The sequence below is a fragment of the Kribbella sp. ALI-6-A genome (assembly GCF_001984195.1).
GTDB lineage: Bacteria > Actinomycetota > Actinomycetes > Propionibacteriales > Kribbellaceae > Kribbella.
In genome coordinates this window covers 150080-168170 of sequence record NZ_MTQN01000007.1, presented here as the reverse complement: position 1 = coordinate 168170, position 18091 = coordinate 150080, and the positions used below count along the sequence as shown (strand labels likewise).

Sequence of the window (18091 nt, the reverse complement as noted above, 5' to 3'; positions counted from 1 at the left end):
TGCGGGCGCGTCCAGGGATCGACGTCAGCGCGAGGGTCAACCTTCGTGGAGGTGGCGGGTCCCTCCACCGGCACGGAACGCCGACGGCGACTGGCCGTGACGACGCCGGAACGCTGTGCTGAACGGGCGGACGTCGGAGTACCCGCAGGCCCTCGCGACCTCCCCCACCGTGACACTGCGGTCCAGTAGCAGCTGAGCCGCCAAGTCGAGCCGCATCCGGCGCAGCGCGGCCATCAGCGACTCCCCCGTCTGCTGCTGGAACAGCCGCTCGGTGTGGCGTTCGGACAGGTGTACGGCGGCCGCGACGTCCCTCACGGTGACCGGACGGGCCAGGTTGTCCATCAGGTGGCGCTGCATCAGGTCGACCAGCACCCGGACCCGGTCACGCGACCGGGAGAGAGCATCACCGGCGTCCAGCGCCAGGTCCTCGTCAAGGGCGAAAGCGCGAGCGGTGTCGAGCACCAGCGCCGAGCCGAGCGCGCTGAGGGATGCCTGATAGCCGGACTGCGGAGCGGCTGCCTCCGCGGCCAGGCCGGCGATGGTCGCGGCGAGACCGCCGACGCGCGTCGACACGACCGGACCGTCGGACCGGGTGAGCCCGGACCACCAGCCCGTGGACGCGGCTGCAGCACTCACCGAGCGGAAGGTGAAGCCCCAGAAAGCGATGCCCAGCGGGTCGGTTCGGCTCGACTCGATCTCGTGCACGTCACCCGGCCGGGCCAGAAACACCGTCCCGGGGCTCACGGCGTACTCGGTGGAGCCCGAGTTGAAGCGGCCTTCACCGGCGTACGCGAGGCAGACCTCGTGGAAGGAGTGGCTGTGCCAGTAGTTGCGCCAGTACTCCGGCCGGTAGTGCCCCCAGCTGACGAAGTCCGCGCGAAAACCGTCGACCTCGCAGGACTCCAGCAGCCCTGCGAGGTCGACGAAGCGATCAGCCGCCGCAACGGACGACAAGCTCAAACGGTGCTCCTGCCGGTCGGGTCGACCCCTCGCAGCATCATGCCCTGGCCGAGCGAATGGTCGTGCGTCTTCACCGACGGCGGGTCGCCCGGGTCGCGGTACTGCACCAGCCAGGTCGTCCGCGCCTCGTCGCTCACGTTCACCCCGGACCCGTGCACAGTCAGGTAGGTGAAGAACAGCACGTCGCCCGCCTCGGCCGGCTGCGGAACCGCCGACTCGAACGGTACGTCGGGCAGGTGGAACGACCCCTCCGGATCGTGCTCGCGCGGTCCGTCCAGGTGGCTGCCCGGGATCACCCGGACGCAGCCCTTCTCCTCCGGCGCGTCGTCGAAGTGGAAGATCGCCGCGCCGACCCGGTGGTGGGTGTGCGGGAAAAACGGGTGGTCCTGGTGCAGCGGGAACGGCGAACCGTTCTCCGGCGGCTTCACGAACAGCTTCGTGTGGTGCAGCTGGACGTTCTCGACACCCATCACCGCGGCGGCCACGTCGGTGAACCGCGGGTCCACCAGCAGCCGGGAGAAGGCCGCGTCGTAGAACTGCGCGTCGTGCAGGTGCTGCAGCCGGGTGGCGCCGTCCGACAGCCCCATCGCCGACTTCCAGGTCGGGTCGTCGTTGCGGTTGAGCTGCGCCAGCAACGCGTGGCTGCGCTCCCGGTACGCCGCCGCTTCCTCCTTGCTGAGCAGGCCTTTCACCAAGACAAAGCCTTGCGACGCGTACTGCTCAGCCAGGGCCGCGAGCTCCGGGCGGTCCGTAGTGATCGTCATCTCGAAGTCCTCCTGGTCGGGGTACTTCGAGCCTAGGAACACCGGCGCCCGGACGGCAGGACCGGGCCGGACGCCGATGTTCGCGAGACGGACATGCACTCAGAGCCCGAGCTGCCCCAGCCGCACGCTGATCCGCGGATCGGTGGACACCACCGGCGACTCCGACCGGACCCAGGGATCGCCGCCGAAGTAGGTCTGGAAGATCTTCTCCGCGGTCCGGGTGGCCACCGCCTGGCTGGTCAGCGTCGGGTTCGGCCCGCCGAGCCCGTTGGCCAGCGCGGAGTTGTCGGCGACGAACAGCCGCTTCACCGCCCGTGCCTCGCCGCGCGCGTCGAGCACCGACGTCCGCTCGGACTCCCCCATCCGCATCGACGACTGGACGTGCAGGATCAGCGGCGCCCAGTCGATCCGGTAGACCTTCTTCGCGCCCGCGCCGCGCAGCAGCTCGGCGGCCTTGCGGGCCATGAACTCGCGGTTGCGCAGCGTGCGCTTGGTCCGCTGGCGCTGCTTGAAGGTGACCTTCGGGATCGGCCCGTTCTCGTCGGCCGGCAGCGCCGACAGGGTGACCCGGTTCTGCGCCTCCACGTCGTCGTCGGTGATCACCAGCACGGTCAGCAGGTGGTCGAGCCCGCCGGCCATCAGCTCCTTCAGCTCCGGACCCATCACCCGCCCGGCCGGCCCGTCCCACGGCCCGGTCTTGCCGCGCCCGTTCTTGTACTGGCCGCGGATCCCGCTGTCCGACAGCGTGCCGGAGAACGCGTTCAGCGCCGGCGGCAGGCCGACGTTCTCCAGTCCCCCGTACGGCGGGAAGTCCAGCCGCGCGCTGGACCCGACGCCCTTCGGGTTGCCGGTGTAGTCGTCGAACGAGCCGATCATCCAGTCGAAGAAGTGGTCGGTGTAGCCGCGGCCGACCCAGCCGTTCGGGTTCGGCAGGCCGCTGTTGAACCACAGCCGCGGGTTCTCGGTGCAGCCGCCCGCCATCACCACGACACGAGCGTCTTCCCGGTGCTCCTCGCCGGTCACGTTGTCCCGCCAGGTGACGCCGGTCGCGGTCAGCTCGCCGTTACGCCGTTCGCTGTGCACGCGGGTCACGTAGGCGTCGGCGATCAGCTCGATCGGCTTGCCGCCGCGGGCCCAGACGTTGGCGGTCAACGCCATCGGCACGTAGCTGTTGTCGGTCGAGCGCTTCGCGAACTGGTTGCGCGGGGCCCCCTTCGGCCGCATGCAGCCCTGGAAGCAGTAACCGCAGAACGTGCAGCCGGTGGCCTGCGGGTAGCTCAGCAGGTTCTTGTCCGACGTCTTGCCCGCCGTGCCGCCCGGCTGCAGGATCGCGTTCTCCTGCGGCCGGTACGACGGCCGGTGCGTGGTCTTGGTGGTCTGCACCGGCAGCCCGAGCGTCTCGGCGCCCTTGAAGAACATCTGCTCCTTGGTGCCCATCGCCGCGGTTCTCACCGGCATCGTCGCCTCGACCCACTCGAAGTACGGCACGAGTTCGGAGTAGGTGAACGGGAACCGGTGCTGCACGTCGTACTCGTTGCGGTCGGCACCGTCGTAGCCTTTGAAGACGCCGGGATAGGCACGCGGATAGTTGCCGTAGAAGTGCTGCGTCGTGCCGCCGACCCCGGACAGCTGCCAGACGAACGAGTTCTGCGGCCACTCCCGGTACCAGGCCGGTTTGCTGCGGTCGCCCGGACCGAGCCGGAAGTAACCCGACAGCGGGTTGTTCGCGTCCTCCTCGAAGGTGCTCCACTCCTCCCGCGGCTTCGCGTGCCGCGGACCGGCCTCCAGCATCAGGACGTCGAGCCCTTTCGCGGCGAGCTCCTTGGCCACCACCGGGCCCCCACCGCCGGCCCCGATCACGATCACGTCGCGCATCAGTCGTGCACCTCCTTGCGTCCCTGGTAGTAACCGATGAAGTCGTCCCAGCCCTCGACCGGGCCGTCCGGCTGGTAACCCGACAGGGTCCAGCCAACCGGACGCGCGCGCAGGGTCCTGGTGGCCTTGTCGAGTACGCCGTACTCGCTGTAGGCGCCGAAGGTGGCGAACTCGATCAGCGCACCGCCGACGAACTTGAGCAGCCCGGAGACCGACTCCTTCAACGGCTCGGGGAAGTGCACGTCGAGCAGCGCGACCAGGTCGGCGTCGGTCTTCTCGATCAGCGCGAACGCGGCCGCCTTCTCGGCGTAGGTGAGCCGGGCGAAGGGCGACAGGTGCGGGCCGCTGACCGCGAGCGGGTTGACCTGCGTGGCCATCAGGTTGAGCAGCCCGGCGATCGGGAACGACAGCGGGATCGCCTCGTCGCTTTGCAGGTACGCCGCCAGCGCGCGGTCCAGCCGGCGCAGCTCGGGCGGCAGCAGTTCGAGCCCGGGCAGTGCGATCCCGCTGCCGGCCAGACCGGTGACCAGCGCGGCGCTGATCGGCTGCGCGATCGCGTCGGGGAACGGGACGAAGTTGTCCAGCGCCTCGATCATGAAGTCGGTGGCGCGCGCTTCCAGCGCCCCCGGCGTACTGCTCGGGGTGCCTTGCGTGCGGGAGTAGGCGTCCGGGCCGGGCATCGCGAACACGGTCAGGCCGTTCAGCGTGTCCCGGGCCAGCTCGGCCAGCACCGGACGGATCAGGTCGACGGCCGGCGGCAGCAGCGGGTTACCGGTGGCGGCGTCGGCCGGCGCGAGCAGACCGCGCGCCAGCAGGCCGCCTCCGCCCAGGGCCGCGCCGAGCACTCCGATCCGGGCCAGGAAGGCCCGGCGGGACAACGGATCTGCAGGCATACGTGGTCCTTCGCGGCGGAACGGGGGCGCGACCGGCGTCCCACCGCGAAGGACCACCGGCGCTAGTGGTCTTACAACGACCACCAACGCCGGAGGTCACTGCTCAGTCAGCCGGAGTCTTGTCCGGGTCGGCCGGTACGACGATCGGGCGCAGCCTGGACCAGAGCACGAACAGCGCTGCGAAGACGAGCATCCCGATGCCGCCCCACAGGTTGATGTTCAGGCCGTCGGCCTTCGCCACCTCGGCCGGGTCGGCAATGATGCCGAGAATCGTCAGCACCAGGCCGTACACACCGATCAGCGCCGCGATCACCACCCGGATGTCGAACGCTCCGGCTTTCTGCTTGTCTGCCATCTTCTCGTTCCTTTCCGGGTCAGCCGAAGACGATGTTCAGCACGACGACCATCGCCAGCGAGATCCCTGCCAGCAGAGTCGGCTTGCGGTACCAGCCGTGGTCTCCCTCTTGGGCCGCCTCGGTCCGGTCGGCCTTCGGGGTCAGCGAGTACACCAGCCCCTTGAGTTCCTCGTCGGTCTTCGGCCTGGTCATCAAGCTGATCACGACGCTGAGCAGGATGTCGACCACGAACGCCGCACCGGCGCCGACGAAGCTCGCGCCCTGGCCCGGCAGGTCGATCACGCCGGTCTCGGACAGCACGAAGACGACCACGGCGGTCGCCGTACCGGAGACCAGGCCGACCCAGCCCGCCGTCGCGGTCATCCGCTTCCAGAACATACCGAGGATGAAGGTGGCGAACAGCGGCGCGTTGAAGAACGAGAACAGCTGCTGCAGGTAGTCCATCAGGTTGCTGTAGCCGGCCGCGATCGCCGCCGTACCGATCGCCACCAGCGTGCCGATCACGGTCACCCAGCGACCGGTCCGCAGGTAGAAGTCGTCGCTGCGGTCCTTGATCACGTAGCGCTCGATCAGGTCGTAGGTCATCACCGTGTTGAACGAGCTGAGGTTGGCCGCCATACCGGCCATGAACGAGGCCAGCAGACCGGTGATCGCCAGACCGAGCATGCCGTTGGGCAGCAGGTCGCGCATCAGCAGCAGCAACGCGTCGTTGTAGGTCACCTCGGAGCCGGTGCCGGCCTTGACCGCCTGCAGCTCCGGTACGGCGACCGCGGCGATCATGCCGGGGATGATCACGATGAACGGCACGAACATCTTCGGGAACGAGCCGATGATCGGGGTGCGCCGGGCCGCCGACATGTTCTTGCTGGCCATCGCCCGCTGGACCTCGACGAAGTTCGTTGTCCAGTAGCCGAACGAGAGCACGAAGCCGAGACCGAAGACCAGGCCGATCACCGACAGGGTGCTGTTGGTGAAACCGCTCAGCTCGTTGCCCGGCCAGGCGCTGAGCTGCTCGGCGCCTCCCGGCCCGGCGCTGACCTTGTCGACCAGCCCCTGCCAGCCGCCGACCTTGTGCAGGCCGACCAGCGTCAGCGGCAGCAGCGCGGCCACGATCACGAAGAACTGCAGCACCTCGTTGTAGATCGCCGCGGACAGACCACCGAGCGTGATGTAGCTGAGAACGATGAGCGCGGCAACGACCGTGGAGATCCAGATCGGCCAGCCGAGCAGCACGTTGACGATGGTGGCGAGCAGGAACAGGTTCACGCCCGCGATCAGGACCTGGGCCAGCGCGAAGCTGATCGCGTTCACCAGGTGCGCCGGTTTGCCGAACCGGCGCAGCATGAACTCCGGCACGCTGCGCACCTTGGAGCCGTAGTAGAACGGCATCATCACGACACCCAGGAAGAGCATCGCGGGGATCGCGCCGATCCAGAAGTAGTGCACGGTCGGCATGCCGTACTGCGCGCCGTTGGCGGACATGCCCATGATCTCGATCGCGCCCAGGTTGGCCGAGATGAACGCCAGACCGGTCACCCAGGCCGGCAGCGACCGGCCGGACAGGAAGAAGTCGAGGCTGTTCGAGACGGCGCGTTTGGCCAGGTACCCGATTCCGAGTACGAACACGAAGTACAACGCGATGATGATGTAGTCGATCGCCTGGGCATCGAGCCTCAGGACCGATTCTTGCGCGAGCATCCGGCCTCCGCATCGTCACATGACGCAAGATTTTTGTTACCGGTCAGGAAGGTTACTCCTGCTTGCAACCACAGACCCGCTCAGCCGCGCCGGGCGTTTTCTCCACCCGATCTCCACCCTCGGGGCCACGTCGCGGGCCGGGTGCCCGTGCGACGATCGACGGCGGACCGGAGGCGGGAGTGCTGTTGACGAGGAAGCGAGAACCGGGAGCCGGACTGCTCGGCTGGAGCGGTCCGCTGGCCCGGCCGTTGATCTGCGTGGTGACGATCGTGGTGTTGGTCACCGCGGATCCGGCCGAGCCGTGGGCCTGGGCCGTGCTGGGCACCGGTTTGCTCTGTTTCCTGGCGGGCACCTTCCTGATGGACACGCGCGAGGTGTGGGCGCTCGGTCTGCTCGCGTACGCCACGCTGAGCGCCGCGGCGCTGACCGGCATGCCCGGCGCGAACGCGCTGGTGCTGGCGCTGGTCTCGATCACCGACCTCACCGTGATGACGTTCCGCCGGACGCCCAGGCTGCGCCGCAACCAGCCGATCATTGCCGTCGGCATCGGGTGCGCGATCGCGTACGCCCTGTCGGCACAGTGGTTCGACCGGTCCCAGAGCTGGTACCTCAGCCAGTTGCTGTGGACCGCCGTCCTGGTCCTCTTCGGCCTCAACCGCCGGTACGACGAACTCCGCGCGCAGCAGACCGCCGAGCTGCTCGACCAGACGATGCTCGCCCAGCGCGAACACGCCCGAGCCGCCGCCCTCGACGAACGCAGCCGCATCGCACGCGAGCTGCACGACGTACTGGCGCATTCGCTCGGCGCCCTCAGCGTGCAACTCGAACTAGCCGAAGCCCTGCTCGCCGAGGCCGACGACCGCCAGGCCGCCCTGGACCGCATCCGCCGCTCCCGCCGCTTGGCCGTCCAGGGCCTGACCGAGGCCCGCAACGCGGTCGCCACCCTCCGCCAGGACAACGTCCCGGCCCTACCGGTCGCCCTCCAAGCCCTGACCGACCAGCACCAGAAAGACCACCGCACTCCTGTCCGGTTGACTGTCACCGGCGACACGCGCCAGCTCGACTCCGGCGTGGTCGTCGCGCTGCTCGGGGCTGCCCGGGAGTCGCTGACGAACGCGGCCCGGCATGCGTCGGGCCAGGCGGTCCAGGTCGAACTGGAGTATTCGAGTACCGGTGTGCGCCTGCAGGTGCGGAATCACCTGGGGTTCGCGGCGCAGCCCGATGACGCCGGGAAGTTGGAGGACGGCGAAGCCGGGAGACGCGGGCACGGAGGTGTCGGCATGCGCGACCACGGCGGCGCCGCGAGAGCCGGCCACGGCGAAGCCGGGAGCTCGGAGGATGCAGCACCGCTCAGCCCCGCCGACGAGGGCGCGGCTTCCGCCCCTCACTCTTCCCCCGCCGATGCTCGCGGCGCAGCCGCGGGCGAGGCGGGGTTCGGGTTGGCTGGGATGCGGGAGCGGTTGGCTTTGGTGGGTGGGAGGGTGTCGGCAGGGCCGGTTGGGGAGGATTGGGTGGTGCTGGCGGAGGTGGACGATGAGTGAGCGGATTCGCGTGGTGGTGGCCGACGACCAGCAGGTGGTGCGCGAAGGGCTGGTCGCCTTGCTCGGGCTGCTCGACGGCATCGAGGTGACCGGTGCCGCCGCGAACGGCGTCGAGGCGATCGAATTGGTTGCCAAGGGCAATGCCGACGTCGTACTGATGGACCTGCGGATGCCGGTGCTCGACGGCGTGCGGGCGACGGCCCGGCTGACCGCGGATCACCCCGAGGTCGCCGTACTGGTGCTGACGACGTACGCCGACGACACCTCGATCGCGCAGGCCCTGCGCGCCGGCGCTCGTGGTTACCTGACCAAGGACGCAGGGCGGGTCGAGATCGGCGCAGCCCTGCGCGCAACCGCCGCCGGACAGTCGACGTTCGACCCCGAGGTCTCCCGTCGGCTGATCGCCGGCCTGTCCCCCACGCCGACCGCGGCGAAGGACGGCCTGACCGCCCGTGAGACCGAAGTACTGCGGCTGATCGCCCAGGGGCTCAGCAACACCGAGATCGCCAAGCTGCTGTTCATCGGCGAGGCGACGGTGAAGACGCACATCAACAACACCTTCGCCAAGATCGGCGCCCGGCACCGCGCCGAAGCCGTCCGGTACGCCTACCGCCACGGCATCGCCGAAGCCTGAGCGTCTGACCCCCTCAGGGGACGGAGGTCAGATGGTGAGTTCCGCCACGACCGGCCGGTGGTCGCTCCCCGTGGGACCCATCACCCACGCCTTCGTCGGTGTGACGCCGCGGACCATGATGTGGTCGATCCGCGCCATCGGGAACTTCGAAGGCCAGGTGAAGCCGAAGCCCTGGCCGGCCGCGCCCTGGGCCGAGCGCAGGCCGGCGGTGATCGGGGCCAGGCTGCGGTCGTTCGCGGTGCCGTTGAAGTCGCCCATGACGACGACGCCGGCGCGCTTCTCGGCGGCGATCTGCTGGCCGAGCTGCTTGATCGTCTCGTTGCGCTGGTTCGAGGTGAAGCCGCTCGTGCCGATCCGCACCGACGCCAGGTGGGCGACGTAGAAGGCGACCTTGCCCTCCGGCGTACTGACCTCGGCGCGCAGTGCGCGGGTCCAGGCGAAGCCGACGTCGACCGCCTTGCCCTCCTCGACCGGGAACTTCGACCACAGCGCGACCGTGCCGCGAGAGACCACGTGCGGGTACGCCGCGGCGAACTCGCGCTTGTAGATCTTCAGGTCGGCCGAGGTGATCTCCTCCAGCGCGATCACGTCCGCGTCGGCGGCGAGCAGCTCGGCCGCGGTCTTCTCCGGGTCGGGGTTGGCCGCGTCGACGTTGTGCGAGAGCACCCGCAGGTCGTGCGGGCCGCCGGAACCGTTCGGGATGAGCAGGTGGCCGAACATCAGCCCCCACACCACCGCGGGCACGAGCAGCGCGACGCCGGCCGTGGCCGAGCGGCGGACCAGCGCGGCGACAGCGAGCACCGGGACGGCGAGGCCGACCCACGGCAGGAAGGTGTCCAGCAGGCTGCCCAGGTTGCCGATCGAGTTCGGCACGTAGCGGTGGAAGAGCAGCGGCAGCGCCGACAGCACGGCCAGTACGGCGATCACCTTGCCGCGACGCCACTTGCCACCGGCGCGGCGCGATCCACCATCGCGACGCCGGCGGGCGGCAGTACGCGGCGAACGGTTGGCGAGAGCGGTCTGGCGGTCCGGCATGTCGTCGATTCTTACGGACAGCCGGTCCGGACCAAAGCCCGGGACACGTAAGCGGCGGGTAATTCATCCGTCCGAACGACGAACCGCACCCGCACACCGGTCCAGGCCGCACCGATCGGAGGACCGCCCGACCGAAATGACCAGCCGCTGTCTACGCTGCGGCCATGGGTGAACAGACGTTCCAGTGGACCGATCCCGAGCAGGTGCTGGCCGAGACGGCGACGCTCAGCGGCCTGGAGTACATGCAGGGGCTGATCGACGGCATCATCCCGCCGCCACCGATCGGGGTGCTGATGCAGTTCGGGCCGGTGAGCGCGGAGTTGGGCAAGGTGGCGTTCAGCTGCAAGCCCTCGCACGCGACGTACAACCCGATCGGCATGGTGCACGGCGGGCTGGTCTGCACGCTGCTGGACACGGTGACCGGCTGCGCGGCGCACAGCACACTGCCGACCGGCGTCGGCTACACCTCGGTCGAGATCAAGGTGAACTACCTGCGCCCGGTGTTCGCCGACACCGGCGAGCTGGTCGGCACCGGCTGGGTGGTGAAGGGCGGCCGCTCGGTGATATTTGCCGAAGGCAACGTCAAGACCGCGGCCGGGGACCTGGTCGCGACGGCGACCAGCACGCTGCTGGTCCGCCCGCGGCCGGGCTCCGCCTGATCGTCACGGAGTGAGACCGACGCGCCCGCGAGGGTGGTGCCTGCCCCCGGCAGCGCTCACAATGCGGGTATGACGCAGACCGAGCCGCCGCCCTCGTTCGTGGTGCGCCGGAGCCGCTGGGAGAGCCCGGTGGGACTGCTGTACGTCGGCCTGGTGGTGTTCGGGCTGATGGTCGCACTGACCATCGGCTGCGTCGTGTACGCACTGGCCACCGACCAGCCGATCCGCGGCCCGCTCGAGGCGGTCTGGCTGTCGCTCGGCGGGATGCCGCTGATCTTCGCGGTCGGGCTCCCCGTGCTGCTCGGCGTCGGTTGGGTGACGACCGCGGAGTCGCGGCACGAGGACGACGGCGAGGAGATCCTGCTCGCGATCGACGCCGACGGCGTCTACCTCGGCGGCGACCAGCCGCAGAAGCTGCCGTGGGACCAGGTCCACGGCATCTGCCGCGTGGAGCGGCGCGAGGTGCACGGCGAGGAGGAGGACGAGACCTGGTCGTCGTACCTGGTCGTCCAGAAGGTCCCGGACGCCGAACTGCCCAAGCTGTCCAAGAACTGGGGCCCGTCCTGCGACTGGCCCGGGGGGCTGCTCACCCGGACGCTGTCCTTCGAAGAGCTGGAGTCCGCCGTACGCCGGTATGCCCCGCACGTCGCGGTCACCGACCGAGGCCGCGTCCCCGACTGAGGCCGGCCCACCGACGAAGCGGCGGGCCGGCGTACGGGAGTCAGCTCTTGGCGGTGAGCAGCTTCTCCAGGTCGTTCAGCGTGGCCTGGGCGCCGATCGGTCCGAGCCCGAGGAACCAGACCTCGTCGTCGACCCGCGCCACGTGACCGGCCTTCACGGCGGACAGCGACTTCCACAGCGTGCCGTTGACCACCGTGTTCTCGGCGGTCGTCTCGGGCTTGCCGTAGCTGGAGTAGAAGATCCAGTCGCCGTCGGCCTGGCCGATGTTCTCCTGCGAGATCTCCAGGGCGAGCTCCTGGATGTCCTGCACCTTGGGCCGCGGCAGGCCGATGTCCTTGAGGATCACGCCGATGAACGACAGGTTGCCGTACAGCCGGATGTCGCCTGGCCGGAACCGGACCAGCGAGATCGTCGGCGAGCCCTGGACCTTGCTCTTCACCTCGGTGGCGCGCTTCTGGTAGTCGTTCAGCAGCCCGGTCGCCTTGGCCTCCTCGCCGAGCGCGTCCGCGACCAGCAAGAAGTCCTCCTTCCACGGGAACCCGGGCCGGATGCTCATCACGGTCGGCGCGATCGCGCTCAGCTTCGGGTACAGGTCGTTGGCCCGCAGTTTGCTGCCCAGGATCAGGTCGGGCTTCAGGTTGGCGATCGCCTCGAGGTTGAGTTCGGTCACTCCACCAACGGTCGGGATCCCCTGCGCCTTGCCAGCCAGGTAGCTCGGCACGCCGCTCTGCCCGGCGTTGGTGGCCATCCCGACCGGCGTCATGCCGAGCGCCAGTACGCCGTCCAGCTCGCCGCTGTCCAGGACCACAACCCGCTCGGGCTTCTTGTCCAGCTTGGTCTCGCCGAGCGCGTGCTTGACCGTGCGCGGGAAGGCGCCGTCCGCGGCGTCCGAGCCGAGCTTGGCCGTCTCCGCGTCAGCCGTCGAGAACAGCCGCCCGCCGGTGGCCACCTCGGTGTCGCCGACGCCGGTGTCGGCCGACTTCTCGTCGCTGCCGCAGCCGGCCAGTGCCAGGCCGAGCACGGCGAGTCCCGCGACGGCGGCGCTCCATCGGCTCCTCATGTCATGTCCCTTTCCTCGGGCGGTCGATCCGTAGCGGACATTACCTGAGTTTGGTTAGGCAACCCTCATCCGGTTGCGGATTCCACCTGTCCGCCGGCTAGTCGCCGGCCAGCAACTGCGCGAACGGCGTCGGTGCGTCGTAGGGGTCGACGCTCTTGACCGGATCGCGCAGAACGATCTCGCGCGCCAGCTGCTGGGCAGCGCGATCGATTCGCCGGACGAGCGGGAGCTCGGTCGCCTCCCCCGCCGCCCAGTCCTCCGGCCCGGCGAAGACACCGGTCGGCACGACGTCGGCCCGCAGGTAGTTGAACAACGGCCGCAGCTCGTGGTCGAGCACCATCGAGTGCCGCCCGGTACCGCCGGTCGCACCGATCAGCACCGGTTTGCCGGCCAGCGCCTCGTCGTCGAGCACGTCGACGAACATCTTGAACAGCCCGTTGTACGACGCACTGAACGTCGGCGTGACCGCGATCAACCCGTCCGCGGCGGCGACGCGGCCGAGCACGGCCTCGAGCTCCTCCGACGGATAGCCGACCAGCAGGTTGTTCACCAGGTCGTGGCCGTGGTCGCGCGCCTCGATCACTTCGAGTTCGACCTCGGCGCCGAGCTCGCCGAGCTCCCGGACGACGGCCGCCGCCAGGCGGTCGGCCAGCAACCGGGTCGAGGACGGCTGGCGCAGTCCGGCCGACAGGACAACCACCTTGCGAACCATCACCGCACCTCCGCAGACGCCTTCAGCGACTGGTGCGTCGGCGCGTCCGGCACGTGGGCCGGACGTCCGACCGCGAACTCCTTGCGCAGCACCTGCGCGATCTCGCCGAGCTGGTCGATCTGCTCCAGCACGGTCCGGTGCGGGATCCCGATGCCGTCCACGTTGAACAGCTGCCGCTGGTAGTCGCCGTCCGCGTACTCGCGGAACTCCAGCACCCGCTCGATGATCTGCTCCGGGCTGCCGACCAGAAGCGCCGTGTCGCGGCTGGTCTCCTCCAGCGAGGGGCCGCCGCCGTACGCCGCGGAGCCGTCGTAGTACGGCCGGAAGTCGCGGATCGCGTCCTGGGAGTTCTTCCGGACGAACAGCTGTGCCGCGAGCCCGACGTACGCCTGGTCGGCCGCACCGTGCCCGTAGTGCTCGAACCGCCGCCTGTACAAGCCGACCATCTGCCGCACGTGCCGCTTGGGCCAGAACAGGTTGTTGTGGAAGAACCCGTCGCCGTAGAACGCCGCCTGCTCGGCGATCTCGGTGCTACGGATCGACCCGTGCCAGACGAACGGCGGTACGCCGTCCAGCGGCCGCGGCGTCGCGGTGAAGCCCTGCAGCGGCGTGCGGAACTTGCCCTCCCAGTCGACGACGTCTTCTCGCCACAGCCGGCGCAGCAACGCGTAGTTCTCGACGGCCAGCCCGATGCCGTCGCGGATGTCCTTGCCGAACCACGGGTAGACCGGCCCGGTGTTGCCGCGCCCCATCATCAGGTCGACCCGGCCGTCCGCGAGGTGCTGCAGCATCGCGTAGTCCTCGGCGATCTTCACCGGGTCGTTGGTGGTGATCAGCGTCGTCGACGTGGACAGCTGGATCCGGCTGGTCCGCGCCGCGACGTACCCGAGCAGCGTCGTCGGCGACGACGGCATGAACGGCGGGTTGTGGTGCTCGCCGATCGCGAACACGTCCAGCCCGACCTCCTCGGCCCGCTGGGCGTATTCGACCACGGCCTTGATCCGGCCGCCCTCGGTCGCCGCTGTCCCCGTGACGGGGTCGTTGGCGACGTCGCCCACCCCGAAGATCCCGATCTGCATACCGGCTGCCGCCTTCTCGTCTCGAATACTAGGTTGACACGTCAACTCTAGCAACGGACCGGTTATTCCGCGGCACCGACCACCCGAACCTGCTGCCCCGCCACCAGATCGAGCTCGACCGGTTCGGCGGTCGCGCCGACGGCGATCCGGAAGCGGCCGGGACCGTCGGCCCGGACCATCGCCTCGGTGATCCGTCCGTCGCGCCACGTCACGTCGAAGGAGAGGCCGCCGCGGGCGCGAAGGCCGTGGAACGAGCCGTCAGGCCACTCGGCGGGAAGAGCCGGCAGGAGGCGGATCACGTCGGTATGACTCTGGATCAGCAGTTCGGCGATCGCCCCGGTCAGGCCGAGGTTGGCGTCGATCTGGAAGATGTCACCGTCGCGGTGGAGCAGGCTGCCGGCGACCAGGCGGCTGGTGTAGTCGCGGACGACGTCGGCCGCCTTCTGCGGCTCGTACAGTCGGGCGTACAGCGCGATCAGCCAGGCGCTCGTCCAGCCGCCGGCCGGTCGGCCGGAGGTGCGCAGCGCGAGCGACTTGCGGACGCCGTCCGCCCACTCCGGCGTACGGGCCGGGTCGATCTGGGCGCCCGGGTACAGCCCGTAGAGGTGGGACTGGTGCCGGTGGTCGAACTCCGAGGGCGGCCAGTCGGTCGGCCACTCCAGCAGCCGTCCGTCCTCGGCGAATCCGATATCGGGCAACCGGGCGACCGCCGCCGAGCCACGGGCCGCGAGGTCGGAGGACAGGCCGAGCGCGGTTTCCGCCTCGACCAGGTTCGCGATCAACTCACGGATCAGCCACAGGTCGTACGTCGAGGTCAGGTCGACCGACGCCTTGGCCCCCGACGGCAGCAGGAAGTGGTGCTCGGGCGCCGTCGACGGGATGAACTGCAGCCGCCCGTCGCGGTCCTCGACGAGCATCGAGAGCACGAACTCCGCGGCGCCGGCCAGGATCGGGTAGGCACGGTCACGCAGCCAGGTTTCGTCGGGGCGGAACCGGTAGTGCTCCATCAGATGGGCCGACAGCCAGACTCCGCAGGTTGCGGCCATCGACCACACCGGGTCGTCTCCCCCGTCGCCGACCGGCCAGGTCGCGCGCCAGAGGTCGGCGTTGTGGTGCGACACCCAGCCCGGCGCGTCGTACAGGATGCGGGCGGTCTCGCGGCCCGACTCGGCGAGCCCTTCGAGCAGGCCGGTCAGCGGTTCGAAGCACTCACCCAGCCCGGTCACGTCAGCGAGCCAGTAGTTCATCTGGGTGTTGATGTTGTTGGTCCAGTCGCTGGCCCACATCGGGCGCCGGTCCTGGTTCCAGATCCCCTGCAGGTTGGCTGCCTGGGTTCCCGGGCGTGACGATGCCATCAGCAAGTACCGGCCGAAGGCGAAGATCACCGCGGCCAGGTCGGGGTCATCGCCTCCGGCACCGACCGCGCGCACACGCTCGTCGGTCGGCAGGTCGACCTGCGTACCGAGGGTGAGTCCGGCCCGGTCGAACAGTGCGACATGATCGTCCTGGTGTCGTTGCCGAAGCTTGTCCAAGGCAACGGCATCCACCAGCCGTACGGCCTCCGGCAGCGGCAACTCCCGGCCCGGCGGGATCGACCAGCCCCGGAAGCTGCTCGCGGCGGACAGCACCAGCGTGACCGAGTCCGCACCCTCGACGGTGATGCCGTCCTGTCCCACGCTGAGCGTGCCACCCTCGGTGAAGGCCCGCAGCACGACGCCGAACCCGATCCCCCGGCCGTCCTCGTACCGGATCGGGTCCGGGCTGTCGCGGTACTCGATCGTCAGGTCGGACGGCGCCCGCCCGGTGATCCCCACGGTTCGGCTGTCCACCACCGACGGATCGACCGGGTGCACACTGGTCAGCGCGGCCGCCAGGTCGACCGATCCCGGCGCGTCGGCGGTGACCGTCCAGACGAGGACCTGGTCGGGCGTCGACACGTAGCTCTCCCGCCGAAACTCCACGCCGCCTTGGGTGTAGTCGATCGCGGCGATCCCGGTCCGCAGGTCGAGGCTGCGCCGGTAGTTCTCGACCTCGCCGTGCGGTGTCGTGATCAGCAGATCGCCTAGCGGCTGGTACGACTCGACCAGCGGTCCCTGCAACGCGCGCGTCCGTTCCGTCGCCGCGAGCCGGTCGCCGTCCTCCAGCAGCAGCCGGCGTACGTCGGCCAGCACGGCCGGGCCGTCGGTCACCTGGAGCGTGCGCGGCCCGTCGCCGGACCAGACATCGTCCAGGTTGAGCGCGATCCGCTCGTCGCCCACCCGCCCGAACACCATGCCGCCGAGGTGCCCGTTGCCGATCGGCAACGCCTCGAACCAGTCCGGCGCGGGGGTACGGAACCACAGCTCGTGCGACATCACAGGTGTCCTTCCAGGGGCCTGACAGAGATGCGGCCGTACCCAGGGAGCCAGGACGGCGGCTCCCCGGGTACGGCCGGGGTGGGGCTCAGAGATAACTACTTGGGGCCGGACTTGTACTTGTCGTAGGCCTGCTGCTGGATCTCCAGGTACCGCGGCATACCAGTCCCTTCCAGGCCCTTCACGTACTCGTCCCAGCCGGTGTCGATGTTCTTCGACCCGGTGATGAAGGCGAGCTGGTTCTGCGTGACGTAGTTGTTCAGGTTCGTCTGCAGGGTGGCGAGCTCACCGGCCAGGTTCGGGTCCGGCCAGACCGACGTCTGCGGGAACCACTGCGCCTTGTCCTCGTGACCCTCGTACTGCTTGGTGGCCTGGAACAGGCGCCGCTCGAGGCCGGCGTCGCTGTAGATGTCGGTCGGCACGGCCTGCTCGTTGCGGTACAGCAGGGTGATGTTGTACTGCGCCATCGCGTCCCAGGAGATGTTCTTCGGCTTCTCGGTCTCGCCCTTGCGGTAGTAGCCGACCTTGGTCTTGTCGTCCAGCGCCACGTCACCAGGCCGCGGCTTGACCCAGCCCACACCTTCGGGGCCCATCACGCTGACCTTGCGGCCCTCGTCGCTGTAGATGTAGTCGAGCATCTTGATCGCGGCGACCTGCGCCTCTTTGCTGGCCTTGTTGGTCAGCATGAAGGTGTAGCCGGTCGAGCTCGGGTAGTTGTAGCCGGTGTAGCTCTTGCCACCGGGACCGGTCAGCGGCGGCACCGCGTCGTACTGCTTGTCGCGGCCGTCCTTGGAGCCCAGCTGAACGAAGATCCCGGGCCAGAGCACCGGCACCGAACCGAGCCGGACCGCCTTCGGGTCGTTGCCCAGGGCCTGCAGCGCCTCGGCGTTCTGGGTGAACGATCCCTGGTCGATCAGGCCTTCCTTGTACAGCGAGTTGATGTACTTCAGGCCTTCCTTCCACTCCGGCTTGTTCACCGGCGTGACGACCTTGTCGCCGTCCAGCGTGAGCAGCGAGCGGACGCCGTTGTTCGCGCCGACCGGGTTGTAGGTGAAGGCGTTCATCAAGAAGCCGAGCAGGCTGCTGTCCTGGACGTCGGTGCTCATCGGGATCTCGTCGGCCTTGCCGTTGCCGTTCGGGTCCCGGGTCTTGAACGCGCGCAGGACCGTGCGCAGTTCCTCGGTGGTCTTCGGCACCTGCAGGTTGAGCTTCTTCAGCCAGGCGCTGTTGATCCACAGCTTGTCCGGGTAGGTGCAGTGGAAGCAGTCCGACCACTGCGGCAGTGCGTAGATGTGACCGTCGGGTGCGGTCGACATCTCCTTCAGTGTCTTGTTCGAGTCCAGCGCCTTCTGGATGTTCGGCGCGTTGTCCTTGATCAGCTGCTCCAGCGGCAGCGCGACGCCCTGCCCACCGAGCTTGAGCACCTCGGCCTGAGTGAAGCCGTCGACCCACGGGATCAGCAGGAACAGGTCGGGGTAGTCACCACTGGCCAGCGCGATCTGCCGCTTCTCCTTGGCCGGGCCGGCGTCGAACGTGGTGGTCTGCCACTTGAACTGGATCTTGAACTTGTCGCTGATGATCTTGGTGACCTGGTTGCTGTCCAGGTTCGTGGTCGGGTCGGCCGGGGCGAAGACGTCGATGACGGTCTTGCCATCGGCACTGACCTCGTTGGCCGCACCGTCCTGCGAGTCGTCGCCGGACGAACAGCCGGCGACCGCCAGTGCGGTGGCCACCGCCAATGCCGCCACCTTGCCCATGGTTGAGCGCATGTGCCTTGTTTCCTTTCTCGG

Annotated in this window: 16 protein-coding genes; 4 read left to right on the top strand and 12 right to left on the bottom strand. The window is 69.1% G+C overall.

Features of this window, described 5'->3' with window-relative positions:
- Positions 1-36: 36 nt before the first annotated feature.
- From BWI15_RS04800 to BWI15_RS04775, 6 genes are all read right to left on the bottom strand, one after another.
- Positions 37-960 (bottom strand): helix-turn-helix domain-containing protein, encoded by a 924-nt coding sequence (locus BWI15_RS04800; protein ID WP_077013059.1) that lies wholly within the window; start codon positions 958-960, stop codon positions 37-39.
- Entirely contained in the window at positions 957-1724 is a 768-nt protein-coding gene (locus BWI15_RS04795; protein WP_077013269.1) for a phytanoyl-CoA dioxygenase family protein, read from the bottom strand. The genes BWI15_RS04800 and BWI15_RS04795 overlap by 4 nt, the downstream gene beginning before the upstream one ends.
- Positions 1725-1823: 99 nt before the next feature.
- On the bottom strand, positions 1824-3599 hold the full coding sequence (locus BWI15_RS04790) for a GMC family oxidoreductase N-terminal domain-containing protein (protein ID WP_077013058.1): 1776 nt from the start codon (positions 3597-3599) through the stop codon (positions 1824-1826).
- Complete coding sequence (locus BWI15_RS04785; RefSeq protein WP_077013057.1) at positions 3599-4492, bottom strand: hypothetical protein; 894 nt, start codon at positions 4490-4492, stop codon at positions 3599-3601. The genes BWI15_RS04790 and BWI15_RS04785 overlap by 1 nt, the downstream gene beginning before the upstream one ends.
- 103 nt (positions 4493-4595) lie before the next feature.
- Complete coding sequence (locus BWI15_RS04780) at positions 4596-4847, bottom strand: hypothetical protein (protein ID WP_077013056.1); 252 nt, start codon at positions 4845-4847, stop codon at positions 4596-4598.
- A 19-nt stretch (positions 4848-4866) separates the two neighbouring features.
- Entirely contained in the window at positions 4867-6546 is a 1680-nt protein-coding gene (locus BWI15_RS04775; protein WP_077013055.1) for a sodium:solute symporter family protein, read from the bottom strand.
- Between the two features lie 185 nt (positions 6547-6731).
- Between BWI15_RS04775 and BWI15_RS04770 the strand changes: the two genes are divergently transcribed.
- Together BWI15_RS04770 and BWI15_RS04765 are read left to right on the top strand one after the other, a co-directional pair.
- On the top strand, positions 6732-8087 hold the full coding sequence (locus BWI15_RS04770) for a sensor histidine kinase (RefSeq protein ID WP_143465401.1): 1356 nt from the start codon (positions 6732-6734) through the stop codon (positions 8085-8087).
- The gene (locus tag BWI15_RS04765) at positions 8080-8721 is read left to right on the top strand and encodes a response regulator (protein WP_077013053.1); all 642 of its coding nucleotides are present in this window, start codon (positions 8080-8082) and stop codon (positions 8719-8721) included. The genes BWI15_RS04770 and BWI15_RS04765 overlap by 8 nt, the downstream gene beginning before the upstream one ends.
- Before the next feature lie 27 nt (positions 8722-8748).
- Here the strand turns inward: BWI15_RS04765 and BWI15_RS04760 are convergent, their stop codons facing one another.
- Positions 8749-9756 carry an endonuclease/exonuclease/phosphatase family protein gene (locus tag BWI15_RS04760; protein ID WP_077013052.1) on the bottom strand — a complete coding sequence of 336 codons (1008 nt, stop codon included), beginning with the start codon at positions 9754-9756 and terminating at the stop codon, positions 8749-8751.
- Positions 9757-9920: 164 nt separating this feature from the next.
- Between BWI15_RS04760 and BWI15_RS04755 the strand changes: the two genes are divergently transcribed.
- On the top strand, positions 9921-10415 hold the full coding sequence (locus tag BWI15_RS04755; protein ID WP_077013051.1) for a PaaI family thioesterase: 495 nt from the start codon (positions 9921-9923) through the stop codon (positions 10413-10415).
- A 69-nt stretch (positions 10416-10484) separates the two neighbouring features.
- Entirely contained in the window at positions 10485-11096 is a 612-nt protein-coding gene (locus BWI15_RS04750) for a hypothetical protein (RefSeq protein ID WP_077013050.1), read from the top strand.
- Positions 11097-11136: 40 nt separating this feature from the next.
- On the opposite strand, the gene BWI15_RS04745 is transcribed toward BWI15_RS04750, so the two are convergent.
- From BWI15_RS04745 to BWI15_RS04725, 5 genes are all read right to left on the bottom strand, one after another.
- Positions 11137-12156: an ABC transporter substrate-binding protein gene (locus BWI15_RS04745; RefSeq protein WP_077013049.1), complete on the bottom strand. Its 1020-nt coding sequence runs from the start codon at positions 12154-12156 to the stop codon at positions 11137-11139.
- A gap of 97 nt (positions 12157-12253) precedes the next feature.
- The gene (locus BWI15_RS04740) at positions 12254-12868 is read right to left on the bottom strand and encodes an FMN reductase (protein ID WP_077013048.1); all 615 of its coding nucleotides are present in this window, start codon (positions 12866-12868) and stop codon (positions 12254-12256) included.
- Positions 12868-13947, bottom strand: a complete 1080-nt coding sequence (locus BWI15_RS04735; RefSeq protein ID WP_077013047.1) for a CE1758 family FMN-dependent luciferase-like monooxygenase — start codon at positions 13945-13947, stop codon at positions 12868-12870. The genes BWI15_RS04740 and BWI15_RS04735 overlap by 1 nt, the downstream gene beginning before the upstream one ends.
- Before the next feature lie 62 nt (positions 13948-14009).
- Positions 14010-16301, bottom strand: coding sequence for a glycoside hydrolase family 95 protein (locus BWI15_RS04730; protein WP_077013046.1), 2292 nt, complete (start codon positions 16299-16301; stop codon positions 14010-14012).
- A 98-nt stretch (positions 16302-16399) separates the two neighbouring features.
- The gene (locus tag BWI15_RS04725; protein WP_077013045.1) at positions 16400-18070 is read right to left on the bottom strand and encodes an extracellular solute-binding protein; all 1671 of its coding nucleotides are present in this window, start codon (positions 18068-18070) and stop codon (positions 16400-16402) included.
- Between the last annotated feature and the right edge of the window lie 21 nt (positions 18071-18091).